Origin of the sequence: Streptomyces sp. NPDC059874 (assembly GCF_042731135.1) — a bacterium.
Lineage (GTDB): Bacteria > Actinomycetota > Actinomycetes > Streptomycetales > Streptomycetaceae > Streptomyces.
Genome location: NZ_JBHWJY010000043.1, coordinates 41,463 through 63,928, shown reverse-complemented (window position 1 = coordinate 63,928; position 22,466 = coordinate 41,463). Strand labels below are relative to the sequence as shown.

Annotated in this window: 16 protein-coding genes and 1 tRNA gene; 16 read left to right on the top strand and 1 reads right to left on the bottom strand. The window is 66.7% G+C overall.

Going from position 1 to position 22,466, the window contains the following annotated elements:
- Positions 1-143 precede the first annotated feature (143 nt).
- The 11 genes from ACFV9H_RS24015 (at position 144) to ACFV9H_RS23965 (ending at position 14,474) form a co-directional block, all read left to right on the top strand.
- A tRNA-Trp gene (locus tag ACFV9H_RS24015) sits at positions 144-216 on the top strand.
- Positions 217-322: 106 nt separating this feature from the next.
- On the top strand, positions 323-604 hold the full coding sequence (gene secE / locus ACFV9H_RS24010; protein ID WP_385401635.1) for a preprotein translocase subunit SecE: 282 nt from the start codon (positions 323-325) through the stop codon (positions 602-604).
- A gap of 84 nt (positions 605-688) precedes the next feature.
- Positions 689-1,615, top strand: a complete 927-nt coding sequence (gene nusG / locus ACFV9H_RS24005; protein WP_385401633.1) for a transcription termination/antitermination protein NusG — start codon at positions 689-691, stop codon at positions 1,613-1,615.
- Between the two features lie 167 nt (positions 1,616-1,782).
- On the top strand, positions 1,783-2,217 hold the full coding sequence (gene rplK, locus ACFV9H_RS24000; RefSeq protein WP_069921505.1) for a 50S ribosomal protein L11: 435 nt from the start codon (positions 1,783-1,785) through the stop codon (positions 2,215-2,217).
- 89 nt (positions 2,218-2,306) lie between these two features.
- Positions 2,307-3,035 (top strand): 50S ribosomal protein L1, encoded by a 729-nt coding sequence (rplA, locus tag ACFV9H_RS23995; RefSeq protein ID WP_030388881.1) that lies wholly within the window; start codon positions 2,307-2,309, stop codon positions 3,033-3,035.
- A gap of 191 nt (positions 3,036-3,226) precedes the next feature.
- Positions 3,227-4,180, top strand: coding sequence for a hypothetical protein (locus ACFV9H_RS23990; protein WP_385401629.1), 954 nt, complete (start codon positions 3,227-3,229; stop codon positions 4,178-4,180).
- Between the two features lie 41 nt (positions 4,181-4,221).
- A complete protein-coding gene (locus tag ACFV9H_RS23985) occupies positions 4,222-5,127 on the top strand; it encodes a hypothetical protein (protein WP_385401627.1) in 906 nt (301 codons plus the stop codon).
- Positions 5,128-5,418: 291 nt separating this feature from the next.
- Positions 5,419-5,949, top strand: coding sequence for a 50S ribosomal protein L10 (rplJ, locus tag ACFV9H_RS23980; protein ID WP_030026650.1), 531 nt, complete (start codon positions 5,419-5,421; stop codon positions 5,947-5,949).
- A 110-nt stretch (positions 5,950-6,059) separates the two neighbouring features.
- A complete protein-coding gene (gene rplL, locus ACFV9H_RS23975) occupies positions 6,060-6,443 on the top strand; it encodes a 50S ribosomal protein L7/L12 (protein ID WP_385401624.1) in 384 nt (127 codons plus the stop codon).
- Between the two features lie 551 nt (positions 6,444-6,994).
- Positions 6,995-10,477 carry a DNA-directed RNA polymerase subunit beta gene (gene rpoB, locus ACFV9H_RS23970; protein ID WP_385401621.1) on the top strand — a complete coding sequence of 1,161 codons (3,483 nt, stop codon included), beginning with the start codon at positions 6,995-6,997 and terminating at the stop codon, positions 10,475-10,477.
- 97 nt (positions 10,478-10,574) lie between these two features.
- The gene (locus ACFV9H_RS23965) at positions 10,575-14,474 is read left to right on the top strand and encodes a DNA-directed RNA polymerase subunit beta' (RefSeq protein ID WP_385401619.1); all 3,900 of its coding nucleotides are present in this window, start codon (positions 10,575-10,577) and stop codon (positions 14,472-14,474) included.
- 81 nt (positions 14,475-14,555) lie between these two features.
- Here the strand turns inward: ACFV9H_RS23965 and ACFV9H_RS23960 are convergent, their stop codons facing one another.
- Positions 14,556-17,006, bottom strand: a complete 2,451-nt coding sequence (locus ACFV9H_RS23960; protein WP_385401617.1) for a YfhO family protein — start codon at positions 17,004-17,006, stop codon at positions 14,556-14,558.
- A 522-nt stretch (positions 17,007-17,528) separates the two neighbouring features.
- On the opposite strand from ACFV9H_RS23960, the gene rpsL reads away from it, so the two are divergent.
- From rpsL to ACFV9H_RS23935, 5 genes are all read left to right on the top strand, one after another.
- Positions 17,529-17,900 (top strand): 30S ribosomal protein S12, encoded by a 372-nt coding sequence (rpsL, locus tag ACFV9H_RS23955; protein WP_007265893.1) that lies wholly within the window; start codon positions 17,529-17,531, stop codon positions 17,898-17,900.
- A gap of 2 nt (positions 17,901-17,902) precedes the next feature.
- A complete protein-coding gene (rpsG, locus tag ACFV9H_RS23950) occupies positions 17,903-18,373 on the top strand; it encodes a 30S ribosomal protein S7 (RefSeq protein ID WP_007265894.1) in 471 nt (156 codons plus the stop codon).
- Between the two features lie 39 nt (positions 18,374-18,412).
- Positions 18,413-20,545: an elongation factor G gene (gene fusA, locus ACFV9H_RS23945; protein WP_385401614.1), complete on the top strand. Its 2,133-nt coding sequence runs from the start codon at positions 18,413-18,415 to the stop codon at positions 20,543-20,545.
- A 147-nt stretch (positions 20,546-20,692) separates the two neighbouring features.
- Positions 20,693-21,886, top strand: coding sequence for an elongation factor Tu (gene tuf, locus ACFV9H_RS23940; RefSeq protein ID WP_030008455.1), 1,194 nt, complete (start codon positions 20,693-20,695; stop codon positions 21,884-21,886).
- A gap of 199 nt (positions 21,887-22,085) precedes the next feature.
- Positions 22,086-22,451 (top strand): hypothetical protein, encoded by a 366-nt coding sequence (locus tag ACFV9H_RS23935; protein WP_385401611.1) that lies wholly within the window; start codon positions 22,086-22,088, stop codon positions 22,449-22,451.
- Positions 22,452-22,466: the final 15 nt, after the last annotated feature.

Sequence of the window (22,466 nt, the reverse complement as noted above, 5' to 3'; positions counted from 1 at the left end):
ACGGACTGGTGCATGTCAGGTCGGGTGCTGTTCGACGTCAGGGCCCGGTTCACGTACACTCACCTGTCGTTGGACCTCGCCGACCGCTGCAAAGCGTGAGCACTCCGTGCACTCGCTCGGATGCGGTAGGTTGGGGGACGCAAAGGGTCGTAGCTCAATTGGTAGAGCACTGGTCTCCAAAACCAGCGGTTGGGGGTTCGAGTCCCTCCGGCCCTGCTCCACACTCCTTCTCGGATGTGTGTGCGCAGGTACGTACTTCGATGCAACGCCGTGCGGCGCAACCGGGCGCGGTACGGCCACGACCCGGATTCAGGTGAGAGACGTGACGGACGCCCTGGGCTCCATCGACATGCCTGACGCCGAGGACGAGACGCGCGAGAAGAAGACGCGCAAGGGCGGCAAGCGCGGCAAGAAGGGCCTCATCGGCCGGCTCGCGCTGTTCTACCGCCAGATCGTCGCGGAACTCCGCAAGGTTGTTTGGCCCACTCGCAACCAGCTCACGACGTACACCACCGTGGTGATTGTCTTCGTGGTCATCATGATCGGTCTGGTGACCGTGATTGACTATGGGTTCCAGGAAGCCATCAAGTTCGTCTTCGGCTGATCCCCGCGGAGGGCGGCGCCTTGATGGGTGCCGCCCGTTTTCGCATGTTCCACCACCTTTTGTATCCAGGAAGAAGCAGCCACCGTGTCTGACCCGAACCTGAACGCGAGCCACGACTCCGTCGAGTCCGTCGAGGACGCGCTCGACATCGTCGAGGCGGCGGACGCTGTGGACCCTGACGAGGCCGAACGCGCCGACGCCAAGGCGGGTGTCGCCGCCGAAGAGGCCGCGATGCACGTCGAGTCCGATGAGGACGAGGGCGACGTCGAGGCCGAGGTCGAGGACGACGCCGAGGTCGAGCCGGCTGCTGACGACGCCGAGGAAGAGGGCGACGTCGAGGCCGAGGTCGAGGACGCGGCTGAGGAGGCCGCCGAGGTCGAGCCCGCCGAGCCCGTCGACCCCATCCAGGCCCTGCGCGACGAGCTGCGCCTGCTCCCCGGCGAGTGGTACGTCATCCACACCTACGCGGGCTACGAGAAGCGCGTGAAGGCCAACCTGGAGCAGCGCGCCGTCTCGCTGAACGTCGAGGAGTTCATCTACCAGGCCGAGGTGCCCGAGGAAGAGATCGTCCAGATCAAGAACGGCGAGCGCAAGAACGTCCGGCAGAACAAGCTGCCCGGTTACGTTCTCGTCCGCATGGATCTGACGAACGAGTCCTGGGGCGTCGTCCGCAACACGCCTGGCGTCACCGGCTTCGTCGGCAACGCGTACGACCCGTACCCGCTGACCCTGGACGAGATCGTCAAGATGCTCGCTCCGGAGGCCAAGGAGAAGGCCGACAAGGCCGCCGCCGAGGCCGCCGGTCTGCCGGCTCCCGCCGTCAAGCGCACCATCGAGGTCCTGGACTTCGAGGTCGGCGACTCGGTCACCGTCACCGACGGTCCCTTCGCGACGCTGCAGGCGACGATCAACGAGATCAACCCGGACTCGAAGAAGGTCAAGGGCCTCGTCGAGATCTTCGGTCGCGAGACCCCGGTCGAGCTCAGCTTCGACCAGATCCAGAAGAACTGATCTTCTCGATCCAACAGCTTCCGGACAGGTCAGATCGCCTCTCGAAGGGCGGTCTGACCTGCTCGGTTTTTAGCCCCGCACCGATACCCGTTATCGTGGTGCGGTATGCCTCCATCCGGATGACCGGATCGGCGGCTGAAAACTCTCACTAGGACCCGGAGAGAGCAATGCCTCCCAAGAAGAAGAAGGTCACGGGGCTTATCAAGCTCCAGATCAAGGCCGGTGCGGCCAACCCGGCTCCGCCGGTCGGCCCCGCGCTCGGTCAGCACGGCGTCAACATCATGGAGTTCTGCAAGGCCTACAACGCCGCGACCGAGTCGCAGCGTGGCATGGTCGTGCCGGTGGAGATCACGGTCTACGAGGACCGCTCCTTCACCTTCATCACCAAGACTCCGCCGGCCGCGCGCCTCATCCTGAAGCACGCGGGCGTGGAGAAGGGCTCCGGCGAGCCCCACAAGACCAAGGTCGCCAAGCTCACGGCCGCCCAGGTCAAGGAGATCGCCGAGCTGAAGATGCCCGACCTGAACGCCAACGACATCGACGCCGCCGTGAAGATCATTTCCGGCACCGCGCGCTCGATGGGCATCACCGTCGAAGGCTGATCCAGCCCCCCTCCAGTACCACCAGTGGTAGGACCAAGCGCTGGTCCGCACCACGACTCCACGCCTGAAGAAACAACACAGGAGCAGAAGTGAAGCGCAGCAAGACTCTCCGCGCTGCGGACGCCAAGGTCGACCGGGAGAAGCTGTACGCCCCGCTCGAGGCCGTCCGTCTCGCCAAGGAGACCTCCACGACCAAGTTCGACGGCACCGTCGAGGTCGCCTTCCGCCTGGGTGTCGACCCGCGCAAGGCCGACCAGATGGTCCGCGGCACCGTGAACCTCCCGCACGGCACCGGCAAGACCGCCCGGGTCCTGGTCTTCGCGACCGGTGACCGTGCTGCGGCCGCGGAAGCCGCCGGCGCCGACATTGTCGGCGACGACGAGCTCATCAACGAGATCGCCAAGGGCAACCGCCTCAACGAGTTCGACGCCGTTGTGGCCACCCCGGACCTCATGGGCAAGGTCGGCCGCCTCGGCCGCGTGCTCGGTCCCCGTGGCCTCATGCCGAACCCGAAGACCGGCACCGTCACGATGGACGTCGCGAAGGCTGTCACCGAGATCAAGGGTGGCAAGATCGAGTTCCGCGTCGACAAGCACTCGAACCTGCACTTCATCATCGGCAAGGTCTCCTTCTCCGATGACAAGCTGGTCGAGAACTACGGCGCGGCCCTGGACGAGATCCTTCGTCTGAAGCCGTCCGCCGCGAAGGGCCGTTACATCAAGAAGGCCGCCCTGAGCACCACCATGGGCCCCGGCATCCAGCTGGACCCGAACCGCACCCGGAACCTCCTCGTCGAGGAAGACCCGGCCGCGGTCTGATTCGGCCGGGCCTGACCGGCCCGCCGAGTGGCTGAACGGGCCCCTCGCCCCCCTTCACCGGGGTGGCGGGGGGCCCGTTTTCCGTGTTGCCGGCCACATGCGAGCTGACACGGGCTTATGGATGAGCGATCCGACGGCGGTGGAACGTATGGTCGACCGAGCAAACGATCGATCAAGGGGTGGGGACCTCCATGTCCATGTCCGTGTACCGGAAGAAGACCGCCGGCGCCGCGCTGGCCGCCGTACTGCTCGTGGGCGGTGCCACGGCGTGTGAGAGCGGGAAGAAGGACGACGCCGGCAAGACGGCCGGCGCGGCCTCCGCGCAGCCGAGCTCGCCCGCGGCCGGTGGCAACGCCACCGAGGCCCTCGCGGCGGCCTACAAGAAGACCTCCGCCGCGAAGTCGGCCAAGGTGCGCATGACGATGTCGACGCCCGCGACCCTCGGCGGGGGCGGCACGATCGAGATGACGGGCGTCCAGGGCTGGGACCCGAACGTCATGGACATCACCATGAAGGGCGCTCTCACCCCCGGCCAGGGCGCCGATTCCATGCGCATGATCATGTCGAACAACGTCATGTTCGTGGAGATGCCGGCCGACTCTCCGGCAGCCGCGGGCATGGAGGGCAAGCGCTGGATGAAGCTCGACCTGAACGCCGCCGCCGCGGCCTCGGGCGACGCCGAGGCGATGAAGAAGCTCAGCGGCATGAGCGGCATGGAGCAGAGCCAGGACCCGGCCAAGCAGCTCGCCCTGCTGCTCGCCTCGCCGAACGTGAAGAGCGTCGGCGCCGAGAAGGTCGAGGGCGTGGACACCACGCACTACAAGGGCACGCTGACCTTCGACGAGATGCTCGCGGCCAACCAGAACGCCAAGGAGCTGACCGAGGCCGACCGGGCCAAGCTCACCGAGGCCATGAAGAAGGCCGGCATCAAGGGCTACGACATGGACGTGTGGGTCGACAAGGACGGCTACCCGGCCCAGATGAAGGTCGGCATCGGCACGCCCGAGGGGACCATGACGGTCGACGCCCACTACTCGGACTACGGCTCGGCGGCCACCGTCCAGGCCCCGCCGGAGAACGAGACGCTCGACCTCTTCGCCATGCTCCAGGAACTGGGCAAGGCCGGGGCCGGCGCCGGGGCTTGACCGGCCCGCGCGCCCTTCAGCAGTAGAAAGACAGATCCACCATGGGGGAGAACCAGATGCACACGCACGCCCTGACCAGGGCCGGTGTCGCCGCGGCGGGGGCCGCACTGCTCGTGGCCGGCCTCACGGCCTGCGGCGGGGGAGACAAGGCCGGGGAGAAGACGGACGGCAAGGCCGCTCCCAAGGGGCAGCAGCCCGCGGAAGTGGTGAAGGCGTCGTACCTGAAGACGACGGCCGCGAAGTTCGCCAAGTTCGACATGACCATCACCGACGGCAGCGGCAAGGCCGATCAGCTCACCGGCACGAAGGGCTGGTACCCGGCCAGTACCGGCATCGACGCCAAGGGCGCGGGCACCGGTAACCAGATCATGCTGGGCGACGACATCTACACCCACATGGACAAGCCCCTGCAGGGCAAGTCCTGGATGAAGATGAACCTGAACAAGGACGGGAAGCCCCGCGCCCGGTTCAACGACGACCCGGCCGAGTACCTCGCGCTGCTCCTGGGACAACAGAAGGTGACGCTGGTCGGCGCCGAGCAGACCGACGGCGTCGAGGCCCAGCACTACAAGAGCAGCCTCACCAACGCGGACCTGCTCGCGGCGGACGACTCCACCAAGGTGATGGAGGAGGCGAACCGCACGTACCTCCACGAGGCGCTCAAGGAGTACACCGGCATCGACGTGGACCTGTGGATCGGCAAGGACGGCTACCCCGTCCGCGTCGAGACGGTGCGGGTGACCAAGGACGGCACGACGAAGGTCTCGGCGAAGTTCTCCGACTTCGGCACGGCCGCCCCCGTCACCGCGCCGCCCACGGACCAGGTGGTCGACTTCGACACGGTGATGAAGGGCGTCGACGACACGCTCAAGGAGGCCGACGCGGACCTGAAGGAGGCCGACAAGACGCTGCGGGACGCCGGACTGGGCGGGCTGGGCGGCTCCTGAGGTCGGCTCCCGAGGCCGGGTCCTGAGGCGATTTGCCTCGACTGGACCCCTTCACGTACGCTTCCACAGAAGCCAAAGACCGCTGGTCGTTGCCGTGCCTGCAAGGGTGTGGTGGCCGAAGGATCCGTTGACTACTACGGACGACCCGCGCAGGTGACTGTGGAAAGTTCCCGGACACGCTCCTCAAAGGGCGCAGCCGGTTGAGCTACGCCCTGGCGCCTACGCCGGGGCGTTTTTGTTTGTCAGCCCCTTCTGAGCGGTCCTCATCACCCGGAAGGAGGCGAACGCACCATGCCGACGCCCAACAAGGCTGCATCGGTAGCCGAGCTCACGGACGCGTTCCAGAGCTCGAACGCCGCCGTGCTGACCGAGTACCGGGGTCTCACCGTCGCGCAGCTCAAGACGCTGCGTCGCTCCCTTGGTGAGAACGCCCAGTACGCCGTGGTGAAGAACACGCTGACCAAGATTGCGGCCAACCAGGCCGGGATCACCGCGCTGGACGAGCACTTTGCTGGTCCGACCGCGGTCGCCTTCATCACCGGTGACCCGGTGGAGTCGGCGAAGGCCCTGCGTGACTTCGCCAAGGAGAACCCGAACCTCATCATCAAGGCCGGTGTCCTTGACGGTAAGGCTCTCTCCGCCGACGACATCAAGAAGCTTGCGGACCTCGAGTCCCGCGAGGTTCTGCTCAGCAAGCTGGCCGGCGCGTTCAAGGGCAAGCAGTCTCAGGCTGCCTCGCTCTTCCAGGCGCTGCCGTCGAAGTTCGTCCGCACTGCGGAAGCGCTTCGCGTCAAGCTCGCCGAGCAGGGCGGTGCCGAGTAATTCGGCTCGCGCATTGATCCACGCCGCCTAGTGCGTGGGTCGTAGCGGGCCGTTACGCCCGCCTCTCTAGACATCCGGCACCTGCCGAATTAGTGGAAGGATCGCCCATCATGGCGAAGCTCTCTCAGGACGACCTCCTCGCCCAGTTCGAGGAGATGACCCTCATCGAGCTCTCCGAGTTCGTGAAGGCCTTCGAGGAGAAGTTCGACGTCACCGCCGCCGCGGCCGTCGCCGTTGCCGGTCCCGCCGCCGGTGGCCCCGCCGCCGAGGTTGCCGAGGAGAAGGACGAGTTCGACGTCATCCTCTCCGGCGCCGGTGACAAGAAGATCCAGGTCATCAAGGTCGTGCGTGAGCTGACCTCCCTGGGCCTCAAGGAGGCCAAGGACCTCGTGGACGGCGCCCCGAAGCCCGTTCTCGAGAAGGTCAACAAGGAGGCCGCTGACAAGGCCGCCGAGGCCCTCAAGGGTGCCGGCGCCTCCGTCGAGGTCAAGTAACACCTCTGGGGCCCCTCTGAGGCCCCAACCAAGGGCGATCACCCGTAAGGGTGGTCGCCCTTTGGCGTATCCGGAGTGCCTGACTTGCCCCTGTCTCGTTGGGGAGTAGGGTGATCATCGTTGCCCCGCAGCAGGGTCCGAGGATGATCCGCACGGAGCAGGGGGCCTTGACGAACGGGACCAGGCGCGCAATTCTCAGTCCCGTCGGCAGCACGACCACCTCGATCCGAGATCCGAGGCATGGATCGGCTACGAAGAGGGCAGTACTGATACGCGCTCTGTGTACGAGGGACGCGACGCTACGACATGGGGAAGGCCTGTTGCCGGTTTCCGGAAACCTGGTCTGGACATCAGTGAGCCGAGTGGCTACACTGACCCTTTGCGCTGCCTGTTAGCTGTCCCCTGCCCGTCGCCAGGGACATGCCCACGCTGAAGCACACTTGGTTGAACCGTCCTGACCTGGCCTTTTAGCCGGATCAGGGGGTTGGTCTTATGTGTCGGCTGGGACCGGTACGCGCGTAGTGAGTCCGAGCCCTCGGAAGGACCCCCTCTTGGCCGCCTCGCGCAACGCCTCGACCAATACGAACACCGGTGCCAGCACTGCCCCGCTGCGCATCTCCTTTGCAAAGATCAAGGAGCCGCTCGAGGTTCCGAACCTCCTGGCGCTGCAGACCGAGAGCTTTGACTGGCTTCTCGGCAATGCCGCCTGGAAGTCTCGCGTCGAGTCGGCGCTTGAGAGTGGACAGGACGTCCCCACCAAGTCCGGTCTGGAAGAGATCTTCGAGGAGATCTCGCCGATCGAGGACTTCTCCGGGTCGATGTCGCTGACCTTCCGCGACCACCGTTTCGAGCCGGCGAAGAACTCTGTCGACGAGTGCAAGGAGCGCGACTTCACGTACGCGGCTCCGCTGTTCGTCACTGCCGAGTTCACGAACAACGAGACCGGAGAGATCAAGTCTCAGACGGTCTTCATGGGCGACTTCCCGCTCATGACCAACAAGGGCACCTTCGTCATCAACGGCACCGAGCGTGTCGTCGTGTCGCAGCTTGTCCGTTCCCCCGGTGTCTACTTCGACTCCTCCATCGACAAGACGTCCGACAAGGACATCTTCTCCGCCAAGATCATCCCGTCCCGGGGTGCCTGGCTGGAGATGGAGATCGACAAGCGCGACATGGTCGGTGTCCGCATCGACCGCAAGCGCAAGCAGTCCGTCACCGTCCTCCTGAAGGCTCTCGGCTGGACCACCGAGCAGATCCTCGAGGAGTTCGGCGAGTACGAGTCCATGCGCGCCACCCTGGAGAAGGACCACACCCAGGGCCAGGACGACGCGCTGCTCGACATCTACCGCAAGCTGCGCCCGGGCGAGCCGCCGACCCGTGAGGCCGCTCAGACGCTGCTCGAGAACCTCTACTTCAACCCGAAGCGCTACGACCTCGCGAAGGTCGGCCGCTACAAGGTGAACAAGAAGCTCGGCGCCGACGAGCCGCTCGACGCCGGTGTGCTCACCACCGACGACGTCATCGCGACGATCAAGTACCTGGTCAAGCTGCACGCCGGCGAGACCGAGACGACCGGCGAGTCCGGCCGTTCGATCGTGGTCGAGACCGATGACATCGACCACTTCGGCAACCGTCGTCTGCGCAACGTCGGCGAGCTCATCCAGAACCAGGTCCGCACGGGTCTGGCTCGTATGGAGCGCGTCGTGCGTGAGCGCATGACGACCCAGGACGTCGAGGCGATCACGCCGCAGACCCTGATCAACATCCGGCCGGTCGTCGCCTCCATCAAGGAGTTCTTCGGCACCAGCCAGCTGTCGCAGTTCATGGACCAGAACAACCCGCTGTCGGGTCTGACGCACAAGCGTCGTCTCTCGGCTCTGGGTCCCGGTGGTCTGTCCCGTGAGCGGGCCGGCTTCGAGGTCCGTGACGTTCACCCGTCGCACTACGGCCGCATGTGCCCGATCGAGACCCCTGAAGGCCCGAACATCGGTCTGATCGGCTCGCTCGCGTCCTACGGTCGCGTCAACGCGTTCGGTTTCGTCGAGACCCCGTACCGCAAGGTCGTCGACGGTGTCGTCACCGACGAGGTCGACTACCTGACCGCCGACGAGGAAGACCGCTTCGTCATCGCCCAGGCGAACGCCGCCCTGAACGATGAGATGCGCTTCACCGAGAACCGCGTCCTGGTTCGCCGTCGTGGTGGCGAGATCGACTACATCGCCGGCGACGACGTCGACTACATGGACGTCTCCCCGCGCCAGATGGTGTCCGTCGCGACCGCGATGATCCCCTTCCTGGAGCACGACGACGCCAACCGTGCCCTCATGGGCGCGAACATGATGCGCCAGGCCGTTCCGCTCATCAAGGCGGAGGCCCCGCTCGTCGGCACCGGCATGGAGTACCGCTGTGCGGTCGACGCCGGTGACTCGATCCGTGCGGAGAAGGACGGTGTCGTCCAGGAGGTCTCGGCCGACTACATCACCGTCGCCAACGACGACGGCACGTACACCACGTACCGCGTCGCCAAGTTCTCCCGCTCGAACCAGGGCACCTCGGTCAACCAGAAGGTCATCGTCAACGAGGGTGACCGGATCATCGAGTCCCAGGTCCTCGCCGACGGTCCCGCGACCGAAGAGGGCGAAATGGCCCTCGGCAAGAACCTGCTCGTCGCGTTCATGCCGTGGGAAGGTCACAACTACGAGGACGCGATCATCCTGTCGCAGCGCCTCGTGCAGGACGACGTCCTCTCCTCGATCCACATCGAGGAGCACGAGGTCGACGCCCGTGACACCAAGCTCGGCCCCGAGGAGATCACCCGGGACATCCCGAACGTCTCCGAGGAGGTCCTCGCGGACCTCGACGAGCGCGGCATCATCCGCATCGGTGCGGACGTCGTCGCCGGCGACATCCTGGTCGGCAAGGTCACGCCCAAGGGTGAGACCGAGCTGACCCCGGAGGAGCGCCTGCTCCGCGCGATCTTCGGTGAGAAGGCCCGCGAGGTGCGTGACACCTCGCTCAAGGTTCCTCACGGTGAGATCGGCAAGGTCATCGGTGTCCGCGTCTTCGACCGCGAGGAGGGCGACGAGCTTCCCCCGGGCGTGAACCAGCTGGTCCGCGTCTACGTCGCCCAGAAGCGCAAGATCACCGACGGTGACAAGCTCGCCGGCCGCCACGGCAACAAGGGTGTCATCTCCAAGATCCTTCCGATCGAGGACATGCCCTTCCTTGAGGACGGCACGCCGGTCGACATCATCCTGAACCCGCTGGGTGTCCCGTCCCGAATGAACCCGGGACAGGTCCTGGAGATCCACCTCGGCTGGCTCGCCAGCCGCGGCTGGGACGTCTCCGGTCTGGCGGACGAGTGGGCGCAGCGCCTCCAGGCGATCGGCGCCGACCAGGTCGCTCCCGGTACCAACGTCGCCACCCCCGTCTTCGACGGTGCGCGTGAGGACGAGCTGGCCGGCCTGCTGCAGCACACCATCCCGAACCGCGACGGCGAGCGCATGGTGCTCCCGACCGGTAAGGCGCGCCTGTTCGACGGCCGCTCCGGCGAGCCGTTCCCGGACCCGATCTCGGTCGGGTACATGTACATCCTCAAGCTCCACCACCTGGTCGACGACAAGCTCCACGCTCGGTCGACCGGTCCGTACTCGATGATCACGCAGCAGCCGCTGGGTGGTAAGGCGCAGTTCGGTGGCCAGCGCTTCGGTGAGATGGAGGTGTGGGCGCTCGAGGCTTATGGCGCCGCTTACGCCCTCCAGGAGCTGCTGACCATCAAGTCCGACGACGTCACCGGTCGCGTGAAGGTCTACGAGGCCATCGTCAAGGGCGAGAACATCCCCGAGCCGGGCATTCCCGAGTCCTTCAAGGTGCTCATCAAGGAAATGCAGTCGCTCTGCCTCAACGTGGAGGTGCTGTCCTCGGACGGCATGTCCATCGAGATGCGCGACACCGACGAGGACGTCTTCCGCGCGGCGGAGGAGCTCGGTATCGACCTGTCCCGGCGCGAGCCGAGCAGCGTCGAAGAGGTCTGACGGGCCTGACGGGGGGCTCGCTCAAGAGCCCCCCGTCATCCCCGGGACCGTTCAGACCATGATTGAGACTCGACCCCGAAAGAGGGATTGACGCACAGTGCTCGACGTCAACTTCTTCGACGAGCTGCGGATCGGCCTTGCCACCGCGGACGACATCCGAACCTGGTCGCACGGCGAGGTCAAGAAGCCGGAGACCATCAACTACCGCACCCTCAAGCCCGAGAAGGACGGACTCTTCTGCGAGAAGATCTTCGGTCCTACCCGGGACTGGGAGTGCTACTGCGGCAAGTACAAGCGTGTCCGCTTCAAGGGCATCATCTGTGAGCGTTGTGGCGTCGAAGTCACGCGCGCCAAGGTGCGCCGTGAGCGGATGGGCCACATCGAGCTCGCCGCTCCCGTCACCCACATCTGGTACTTCAAGGGCGTCCCGTCGCGCCTGGGCTACCTGCTGGACCTCGCGCCGAAGGACCTCGAGAAGGTCATCTACTTCGCCGCGTACATGATCACGTTCGTCGACGACGAGCGTCGCACCCGCGACCTCCCGTCGCTTGAGGCGCACGTCTCCGTCGAGCGTCAGCAGATCGAGAACCGCCGTGACGCGGACCTCGAAGGCCGTGCCAAGAAGCTCGAGAGCGACCTGGCCGAGCTCGAGGCCGAGGGCGCGAAGGCCGACGTACGCCGCAAGGTGCGCGAAGGTGCCGAGCGCGAGATGAAGCAGCTCCGTGACCGCGCCCAGCGCGAGATCGACCGCCTCGACGAGGTGTGGGCCCGCTTCAAGAACCTCAAGGTCCAGGACCTGGAGGGCGACGAGCTCCTGTACCGCGAGCTGCGTGACCGCTTCGGCACGTACTTCGACGGCTGCATGGGCGCCGCCGCGCTGCAGAAGCGCCTGGAGTCCTTCGACCTCGAGGAGGAGGCCGAGCGCCTCCGCGAGATCATCCGTACCGGCAAGGGCCAGAAGAAGACCCGTGCGCTCAAGCGCCTCAAGGTCGTCTCCGCGTTCCTGCAGACCAGCAACAAGCCCAAGGGCATGGTTCTGGACTGCGTGCCGGTCATCCCGCCGGACCTGCGTCCGATGGTGCAGCTGGACGGTGGCCGCTTCGCGACCTCCGACCTGAACGACCTGTACCGCCGCGTGATCAACCGCAACAACCGTCTGAAGCGTCTCCTCGACCTCGGTGCCCCCGAGATCATCGTGAACAACGAGAAGCGCATGCTTCAGGAGGCCGTGGACGCCCTCTTCGACAACGGTCGTCGTGGTCGTCCGGTGACCGGTCCCGGCAACCGTCCCCTGAAGTCCCTCAGCGACATGCTGAAGGGCAAGCAGGGTCGATTCCGTCAGAACCTTCTCGGCAAGCGCGTGGACTACTCCGCGCGTTCCGTGATCGTCGTCGGTCCCCAGCTGAAGCTGCACCAGTGCGGTCTGCCCAAGGCCATGGCGCTGGAGCTCTTCAAGCCGTTCGTGATGAAGCGCCTGGTCGACCTGAACCACGCGCAGAACATCAAGTCGGCGAAGCGCATGGTCGAGCGCGGCCGCACGGTCGTGTACGACGTGCTCGAAGAGGTCATCGCCGAGCACCCGGTTCTCCTGAACCGTGCGCCCACGCTGCACCGCCTCGGCATCCAGGCCTTCGAGCCCCAGCTGGTCGAAGGCAAGGCCATCCAGATCCACCCGCTCGTCTGCACCGCGTTCAACGCGGACTTCGACGGTGACCAGATGGCCGTGCACCTGCCGCTCTCCGCGGAGGCGCAGGCCGAGGCCCGCATCCTGATGCTGTCCTCGAACAACATCCTCAAGCCGGCCGACGGCCGTCCGGTCACGATGCCGACCCAGGACATGGTCCTCGGTCTGTTCTTCCTGACCACCGACGGTGAGCTCCGTGACACCAAGGGCGAGGGCCGCGCGTTCGGCTCCACGGCCGAGGCGACCATGGCGTTCGACAACGGCGAGCTGGCGCTCCAGTCGTCCGTCGACATCCGCTTCCCGGTGGGCACCATCCCGCCGCGTGGCTGGGTGCCGCCGGTCGCCGAGGAGGGCGAGCAGGAGTTCCAGCCGGGCGACAGCTTCCGTCTGAAGACCACCCTGGGCCGCGCGCTCTTCAACGAGCTGCTGCCCGAGGACTACCCGTTCGTCGACTACTCGGTGGGCAAGAAGCAGCTCTCCGAGATCGTCAACGACCTGGCGGAGCGCTACCCCAAGGTCATCGTGGCGGCGACGCTCGACAACCTGAAGGCGGCCGGCTTCCACTGGGCGACCCGTTCGGGCGTCACCGTGGCCATCTCCGACGTCGTCGTGCCCGAGGCCAAGAAGGCCATCGTCAAGGGCTACGAGGAGCAGGACGAGAAGGTCCAGAAGCAGTACGAGCGCGGTCTGATCACCAAGGACGAGCGCACGCAGGAGCTCATCGCGATCTGGACCAAGGCGACCAACGAGGTTGCCGAGGCGATGAACGCGAACTTCCCCAAGACGAACCCCATCTTCATGATGGTTGACTCGGGTGCCCGAGGAAACATGATGCAGATGCGACAGATCGCCGGTATGCGTGGTCTGGTGTCGAACGCGAAGAACGAGACCATCCCGCGTCCGATCAAGGCGTCCTTCCGTGAGGGCCTCACCGTTCTGGAGTACTTCATCTCCACGCACGGTGCCCGTAAGGGTCTGGCGGACACCGCCCTGCGTACCGCCGACTCGGGTTACCTGACCCGTCGTCTGGTGGACGTCTCGCAGGACGTGATCATCCGCGAGGAGGACTGTGGCACCGAGCGCGGTCTGAAGCTGAAGATCGCCGTTCGCGGCGAGGACGGCGTGCTGCGCAAGGCCGACGACGTCGAGACCTCGATCTACGCCCGCATGCTGGCCGAGGACGTCGTCATCGACGGCAAGGTCATCGCGCCGGCCAACGTCGACCTCGGTGACGTGCTCATCGACGCCCTGGTCGCCAACGGCGTCGAGGAGGTCAAGACCCGCTCGGTCCTGACCTGTGAGTCCGCGGTCGGCACCTGTGCCTTCTGCTACGGACGCTCGCTCGCCACCGGCAAGCTGGTCGACATCGGTGAGGCGGTCGGCATCATCGCCGCCCAGTCCATCGGTGAGCCCGGTACCCAGCTGACGATGCGTACCTTCCACACCGGTGGTGTGGCCGGTGACGACATCACGCAGGGTCTGCCGCGTGTCGTCGAGCTCTTCGAGGCCCGTACCCCGAAGGGTGTCGCCCCGATCTCCGAGGCCGCCGGCCGCGTGCGGATCGAGGAGACCGAGAAGACGAAGAAGATCGTCATCACGCCCGACGACGGCAGCGACGAGACGGCGTTCCCGATCTCGAAGCGCGCCAAGGTCATCGTGCACGAGGGCGACCACGTCGAGGTGGGCCAGAAGCTCACCATGGGTGCCACCAACCCGCACGACGTGCTGCGCATCCTCGGTCAGCGTGCCGTCCAGGTCCACCTGGTCGGCGAAGTCCAGAAGGTCTACAACTCGCAGGGCGTGTCGATCCACGACAAGCACATCGAGATCATCATCCGGCAGATGCTGCGCCGCGTGACGATCATCGAGTCCGGCGACGCGGAGCTCCTGCCGGGCGAGCTGGTCGAGCGGTCGAAGTTCGAGACCGAGAACCGTCGTGTGGTCACCGAGGGCGGTCACCCCGCCTCCGGCCGTCCGCAGCTGATGGGTATCACCAAGGCCTCGCTCGCGACCGAGTCGTGGCTGTCGGCGGCGTCCTTCCAGGAGACGACCAGGGTTCTGACGGACGCGGCGATCAACGCCAAGTCCGACTCCCTGATCGGCCTCAAGGAGAACGTCATCATCGGTAAGCTCATCCCGGCCGGTACGGGCCTCGCCCGCTACCGCAACATCCGGGTCGAGCCCACCGAGGAGGCGAAGGCCGCGATGTACTCGGCCGTCGGCTACGACGACATCGACTACTCGCCCTTCGGCACCGGCTCCGGCCAGGCTGTCCCGCTGGAGGACTACGACTACGGCCCGTACAACGGCTAACAGCTCGTATGAAGAAACCCCCCGTCGCTCCGAGAGGAGCGGCGGGGGGTTTCTTCGTTTCCCGTCCGGTGCGCGCGCGGGTCAGGCGCGGCGGCGGCGGGTGGCGATCGTGACGGAGAGCAGGGTGAGGAGGGCGAGGGCCGCGCCCGTCAGGCCCGGGTTGAGGCCCTTCGGGGTGAAGGTGCAGGAGACCTTGTCGGTGCCCGCGGGGAGGTCCAGGGAGACCAGGCCGTGGAAGTCGCGGATCGGGGCCGAGCACTGCCAGCCGGGGACGTTCGTCATCGCCAGGACGGCGGTGCCGCGGGCGCCCTGGGGGAGGGTGGCCTCGATGGTGTGGCCGCCGACCTTCACCTCGGTGGCGCCCGTGGTGGCCAGGTGGGACACGGTCCGGTCGAGGGCCGCGCGGTTCAGGCAGCCCAGGGGGTGGGCACCGGCGGTGGCGTCCTTGGTGTTGGTGTTCACCGTGACGTCGAGCCTGCCCGAGGCGGGGACCGGGCCGAGGGGGGTGACTCCGGTCATCCGGTCTTCCAGGGGCTTCGCGGTGCCGTCGGTGGTGAGGGTGCCGTGGAGGGCGGGGGAGTACCAGAAGGCCTCGGAGCCGGGGGTGCAGCGGGCGGCGTACGTCTGCTCGGTGGCGGTGCCGCCGCGGGTGACCTCGGGGACCTCGTAGACGGCGGCGCCGAGGACGTTCTCCTGGTGGGCGTAGACGCTGTCGGCCGGATTGGGGGAGGTGTAGGGGGCGGCGCGGACCGTCACCAGCGGGGGAGCGGGGAAGGTGGAGGCCGTCCAGGAGTTCGGGGCGGTGCCGGGGCGGACGCGGGCGCCGATGGAGAAGATCGCGTCGAGCACCGGGTTGTCGGCGCCGAAGAAGGTCCGGCCGTCGTTCTTGTAGCCGTAGCCGAGGGGTTCGAGGGCCTGGTACGTGCTCGCGGGCAGGTAGCTGCTGTAGTACTGCGGGCCTTCCGCCTGGAGCGCGAGGGCGTCGTTGTACGAGGTCTGCGGCGCGCCCGAGTCGGTGCGGTGGGCGGGCCAGCCGTCCACGCGCCGGACGGCCTCGAAGTGGTTGGTGATCGACTGGTTCGAGGTGGGCGCCGGCTTCGCCCAGCGCTCGCGGGCGCGACGGGCGTCCGCGTTGGCGGCGGCCGCCGTGGACTCGGCGAAGACCACGCCGACCATCAGGACGGCGGCGACGGGGATCAGGTGGCGGCGCTTGTCGCCGAGGGCGAGGAGGACCAGGGCCAGGAGGGAGACCGCGCCCCCGCCCAGGACGGCGGGCCAGGTCGCGCCGCCGAAGTCGTTCGTGTGGCGCAGGACGAAGGTGGCCAGGACGAGGAGCGCGGCGGCCAGGGCCAGGTGGAGCGGGCGCGGCCGGTTGGCCAGGGCCAGCCAGGCGACGATCACCACCATGCCGCTGAAGACGAAGGCCTCGCGGTACGGATTGCCGTTCGGGACGGCCAGGCCGTGCCAGGCGTACTGGGTGGGCGGGAACTGGAACGACACGGCCACCAGGAGGATCGCGGCCGCCCAGACCAGGCGGGTCTTCTTCGCGATGCGCGTGTTGAGGAGGAAGGAGCCGGCCAGGATCAGGCCGAGCGAGGCGATGTACAGGCGGGGGCGGCCGCCCCAGAGGTGGGTCGCCGGGAGCATGCCCGACAGGAAGATCTCGATCCGGACCGGGTCGAAGGCGCCGGCCTTGGTGGGCTGCGCCGAGCCGCTGGAGAGGAAGGAGGGGAGGAGGAGCGGGAGGGTGAGGAGGATGCCGGTCGCCGCGGCGGTCGCCGCGCGCCACAGGGCGCGCAGTCGCTGGGCGCCCGTCGTGTCGCGGGTGATCAGGCGGATGGCCAGCAGCACGCAGGCGGCCATCGTCGCCATCATCGCGGTGTAGAAGTTCCCGAACCAGGCGAGCGCGACGAGCAGGGCCACGCCCGGCCAGCGGCGCTCCTCCAGGCACCACTCGACGGCGATGCCGAGCATGGGCAGCGCCACCAGGCCCCACAGCCACATCGGGATGTACGAGGCGTCGCTGAGCGCCCAGCCGCACAGGCCGTACGTGGCTCCGAGCACGCCCCGCTGCCACCACGGGCCGGGGTGCAGTCTGCCCAGGTAGACCGTCATCAGGGCGGCGGCGGTGCCCATCGTGATCGGGGTGATCGCGAAGACGGCCAGGTCGACGTGGGCGCGGGGGACGAGGACGGTCAGCCAGGAGAAGGGGTTGCCGAGGTACGTGTGGTAGTCGGACAGGAACTGCTGGCCGAAGCCGCCGCGCCAGGTGAAGAGCACGTCGCCGGCGGCCTGCCCGTGGACCAGGTCCCACAGCGCCCGGTGGAAGGGCACGTACTGGTTGGCCTGGTCGTTGATGGCCCGGCCGGTGTTGCCGAAGGGGAAGGAGCCGCGCGCCACCCAGGCCGTGCAGAACGCGGCCGAGGTGATGAGGAAGGCGAGCAGCGGCCCGTAGAGCCGGGCGGGGCGGCGGGGGACCTTCCGGTCCGGGCCGGAGGGAGGAGCTTCGACTGTGGTCGACTCCGTTGCCACGGTCCCCAATGTCCTGCTCCCTGCTGCTCGGCGTGCGCGAAGACAAGGTGCCATGTTAGGTCGCCGGGCCGGAGCGGCCCGCAGGGCGGCCCGCCGCGCGGTCCGGCCCCCACGGCCGTTCCGTGCGCGTCCGGCCCCGCAGCACGGCCTGGACGGCCGGCAGGGCCGTCACCCGGGCGAGTGCGCCGGCCGCGGAGGCGTCGACGACGGCGGGCGGGAGGACGGCGAGGTGGCGGCCGGGTGGAACTGGCTCGTGCGGCCGCCTTGCGCCCGGTGTGTTTTCGTGCTGGGCATTTGTTTTGACCTACCTCTGTGAGGTAGGTACGCTCTGACCTTGTGCCTGGGGTGTGCCCTGGGCTCCCGCGTGTGCTTGAGACCCCGCGGTGAGCCGAGAAGACCACACCGCGATCCGCGCCCTCTTTCACCTCGGTGAAGGCGTGCAGGATCCGACACACCCGACCGCGTGGGTCGGCAAAGTTCCAGGTTAGCTTCACTACACGGCACACAGAAACCGGAGAAGTAGTGCCTACGATCCAGCAGCTGGTCCGTAAGGGCCGGCAGGACAAGGTCGAGAAGACAAAGACCCCCGCGCTTGAGGCTTCGCCCCAGCGTCGCGGCGTCTGCACGCGTGTGTTCACGACCACCCCGAAGAAGCCGAACTCGGCGCTGCGTAAGGTCGCGCGTGTGCGTCTGACCTCTGGCATCGAGGTCACCGCTTACATTCCGGGTGAGGGACACAACCTGCAGGAGCACTCGATCGTGCTCGTGCGTGGTGGCCGTGTGAAGGACCTGCCGGGTGTTCGTTACAAGATCATCCGCGGTGCGCTTGACACCCAGGCTGTCAAGAACCGCAAGCAGGCCCGCAGCCGCTACGGCGCCAAGAAGGAGAAGTAAGAATGCCTCGTAAGGGCCCCGCCCCGAAGCGCCCGGTCATCATCGACCCGGTCTACGCATCTCCTCTGGTGACCTCGCTCATCAACAAGATCCTCCTGAACGGCAAGCGCTCCACCGCCGAGCGCATCGTTTACGGCGCCATGGAAGGCCTCCGCGAGAAGACCGGCAACGACCCGGTCATCACGCTGAAGCGCGCGCTGGAGAACGTCAAGCCGTCCCTCGAGGTCAAGTCCCGCCGTGTCGGTGGCGCGACCTACCAGGTTCCCGTCGAGGTCAAGCCGGGTCGTCAGTCGACCCTGGCCCTCCGCTGGCTCGTGGGTTACTCCCGCGCCCGTCGTGAGAAGACCATGACCGAGCGCCTGATGAACGAGCTGCTCGACGCCTCCAACGGTCTTGGCGCTGCCGTCAAGAAGCGCGAGGACACGCACAAGATGGCCGAGTCCAACAAGGCCTTCGCGCACTACCGCTGGTAGTCCCACCCCACATCGAGACCGAGAGAAGACCGAAGCCTTATGGCTACCACTTCGCTTGACCTGGCCAAGGTCCGCAACATCGGGATCATGGCCCACATCGACGCGGGCAAGACGACCACCACCGAGCGCATCCTGTTCTACACCGGTGTGTCGTACAAGATCGGTGAGGTCCACGACGGCGCTGCCACGATGGACTGGATGGAGCAGGAGCAGGAGCGTGGTATCACCATCACGTCTGCCGCGACCACCTGCCACTGGCCGCTCGAAGATGTTGACCACACCATCAACATCATCGACACCCCGGGTCACGTCGACTTCACCGTCGAGGTGGAGCGTTCGCTCCGCGTCCTCGACGGCGCCGTCACCGTCTTCGACGGTGTGGCCGGCGTCGAGCCGCAGTCCGAGACCGTTTGGCGTCAGGCGGACCGCTACGGCGTGCCGCGCATTTGCTTCGTCAACAAGCTCGACCGCACCGGCGCCGAGTTCCACCGCTGCGTCGACATGATCAAGGACCGCCTCGGTGCGGTTCCGATCGTCATGCAGCTCCCCATCGGTGCCGAGGCCGACTTCCAGGGTGTCGTCGACCTCGTCACGATGAAGGCGTTCGTCTGGTCCGCCGAGGCGACCAAGGGCGAGATGTACGACATCGTCGACATCCCGGCCACGCACACCGAGGCTGCTGAAGAGTGGCGCGGCAAGCTGGTCGAGACCGTCGCCGAGAACGACGACGAGATCATGGAGCTGTTCCTGGAGGGCAACGAGCCCACCGTCGAGCAGCTGCACGCCGCCGTCCGTCGCATCATCCTCGGCTCCGGCAAGGGCAAGGGCGAGCCCACGATCACCGCGGTGTTCTGTGGCACGGCGTTCAAGAACAAGGGCGTTCAGCCCCTGCTCGACGCCGTCGTCCGCTACCTGCCGTCGCCGCTGGACATCGAGGCCATCGAGGGCCACGACGTCCGCGACGCCGAGGTCGTCGTGAAGCGCAAGCCTTCCGACGAGGAGCCGCTCGCGGCGCTGGCGTTCAAGATCATGAGCGACCCGCACCTCGGCAAGCTCACCTTCGTCCGGGTTTACTCGGGCCGCCTGGAGGCCGGCACTGCGGTGCTGAACTCCGTCAAGGGCAAGAAGGAGCGCATCGGCAAGATCTACCGCATGCACGCCAACAAGCGTGAAGAGATCGACGCGGTGGGCGCCGGTGACATCGTCGCCGTCATGGGCCTGAAGCAGACCACCACCGGTGAGACGCTGTGTGACGACAAGAGCCCGGTCATCCTGGAGTCCATGGACTTCCCGGCCCCGGTCATCCAGGTCGCCATCGAGCCCAAGTCCAAGGGTGACCAGGAGAAGCTGGGTGTCGCCATCCAGCGTCTCGCGGAGGAGGACCCCTCCTTCCACGTTCACTCGGACGAGGAGACGGGCCAGACCATCCTCGGCGGTATGGGCGAGCTGCACCTCGAGGTGCTGGTCGACCGTATGAAGCGCGAGTTCAAGGTCGAGGCCAACGTCGGCAAGCCGCAGGTCGCGTACCGCGAGACGATCCGCAAGGCCGTCGAGCGTCACGACTACACGCACAAGAAGCAGACCGGTGGTACCGGTCAGTTCGCCAAGGTGCAGATCGCGATCGAGCCCATCACCGAGACCGACGGTCCGGCGTACGAGTTCGTGAACAAGGTCACCGGTGGACGCGTCCCGAAGGAGTACATCCCTTCGGTCGACGCCGGTGCGCAGGAGGCCATGCAGTTCGGCATCCTGGCCGGCTACGAGATGACGGGCGTTCGCGTCACGCTTCTCGACGGTGGCTACCACGAGGTCGACTCCTCGGAGCTCGCCTTCAAGATCGCCGGTTCGCAGGCCTTCAAGGAGGCCGCGCGCAAGGCTTCTCCCGTGCTCCTCGAGCCGATGATGGCCGTAGAGGTCACCACGCCCGAGGACTACATGGGTGACGTCATCGGTGACATCAACTCCCGCCGTGGCCAGATCCAGGCCATGGAGGAGCGTCACGGTGCTCGCGTCGTGAAGGGCCTCGTGCCCCTTTCGGAGATGTTCGGCTACGTCGGAGACCTCCGCAGCAAGACCTCGGGTCGCGCCAGCTACTCGATGCAGTTCGACTCCTACGCCGAGGTTCCCCGGAACGTCGCTGAGGAGATCATCGCGAAGGCCAAGGGCGAGTAACTCTTCCGAGTACACGCTTTAGGCTTGTCACCGGAGCCTCTGGGGCAACAGGAGTAACCCTCCGTTGCCCCGGGGGACCGGCTTTCCAGCAAAGATCACCTGGCGCCGATGAGTAAGGCGTACAGAACCACTCTCCAGGAGGACCCCGTGGCGAAGGCGAAGTTCGAGCGGACTAAGCCGCACGTCAACATCGGCACCATCGGTCACATTGACCACGGTAAGACGACCCTCACGGCCGCCATTACCAAGGTGCTGCACGACGCGTACCCGGACCTGAACGAGGCCTCGGCCTTCGACCAGATCGACAAGGCTCCTGAGGAGCGCCAGCGCGGTATCACCATCTCGATCGCGCACGTCGAGTACCAGACCGAGGCGCGTCACTACGCCCACGTCGACTGCCCGGGTCACGCCGACTACATCAAGAACATGATCACCGGTGCCGCGCAGATGGACGGCGCGATCCTCGTGGTCGCCGCCACCGACGGCCCGATGCCGCAGACCAAGGAGCACGTGCTCCTGGCCCGCCAGGTCGGCGTCCCCTACATCGTCGTCGCCCTGAACAAGGCCGACATGGTGGACGACGAGGAGATCCTGGAGCTCGTCGAGCTCGAGGTCCGTGAGCTCCTCTCCGAGTACGAGTTCCCGGGCGACGACCTGCCGGTCGTCCGCGTCTCCGCGCTGAAGGCGCTCGAGGGCGACAAGGAGTGGGGCGAGAAGCTCCTCGGCCTCATGTCCGCCGTCGACGAGGCCATCCCGACCCCGCCGCGTGACACCGAGAAGCCGTTCCTCATGCCCGTCGAGGACGTCTTCACGATCACCGGTCGCGGTACCGTCGTCACCGGCCGTATCGAGCGTGGTGTCCTGAAGGTCAACGAGACCGTCGACATCATCGGTATCAAGGAGACCAAGACCACCACCACGGTCACCGGTATCGAGATGTTCCGCAAGCTCCTCGACGAGGGCCAGGCCGGTGAGAACGTCGGTCTGCTCCTCCGTGGCATCAAGCGCGAGGACGTCGAGCGCGGCCAGGTCATCATCAAGCCCGGTTCGGTCACCCCGCACACCGAGTTCGAGGCCCAGGCCTACATCCTGTCGAAGGACGAGGGTGGCCGTCACACCCCCTTCTTCAACAACTACCGTCCGCAGTTCTACTTCCGTACCACGGACGTCACGGGTGTCGTCACCCTGCCGGCCGGCACGGAGATGGTCATGCCGGGCGACAACACCGAGATGACGGTCGCGCTGATCCAGCCGGTCGCCATGGAGGAGGGCCTGAAGTTCGCCATCCGTGAGGGTGGTCGTACCGTGGGCGCCGGCCAGGTCACCAAGATCACGAAGTAATTCGTGTTCTGACCTGGTAGCTCGCTTGAGCGAACCAAGTTGCACTGAAGGGCCCCGGCCCATCGCTTCGGCGGTGGGTCGGGGCCCTTCGGCGTACGGGGGCGGTCCCTCATTCGGGTGCGCTGCGGATGCCTCCCGGGGCGCGGCGCGCGAGGCTGCGGTGAAGGGCAGACTTCACCGCACAGACGAGGACCGAGTCATGTTCGAACACGGAGGCGCCCAGCTCCGGCGCACCGGCGTCATCATCGGGGCGGCGCTCCTGCTCACGGCGACGGCCACGGCCTGCTCGGCCGGCAAGACCACCGTGGGCACACTCGCCTTCCGCGCCCACGACTCCCCGATCGAGGTCACGTACTCGAACACTCCCGTCCAGGGCTGCCACAAGATCCGGCTCCCGCACGGCGCGGCCCACGTGGAGAACCACACCCTGGTCGACGTGGTCCTGTACCGGACGCCGAACTGCCAGAAGACGGAAAGGGCCGAGGGGATCTACGTCCCGACGACCACCTCGAACGTGACGGCCCCCGGCAGCCTGCCGTGGCGCAGCTTCTCCGTCGTCCACTGACGGGAAGAGGGCCGC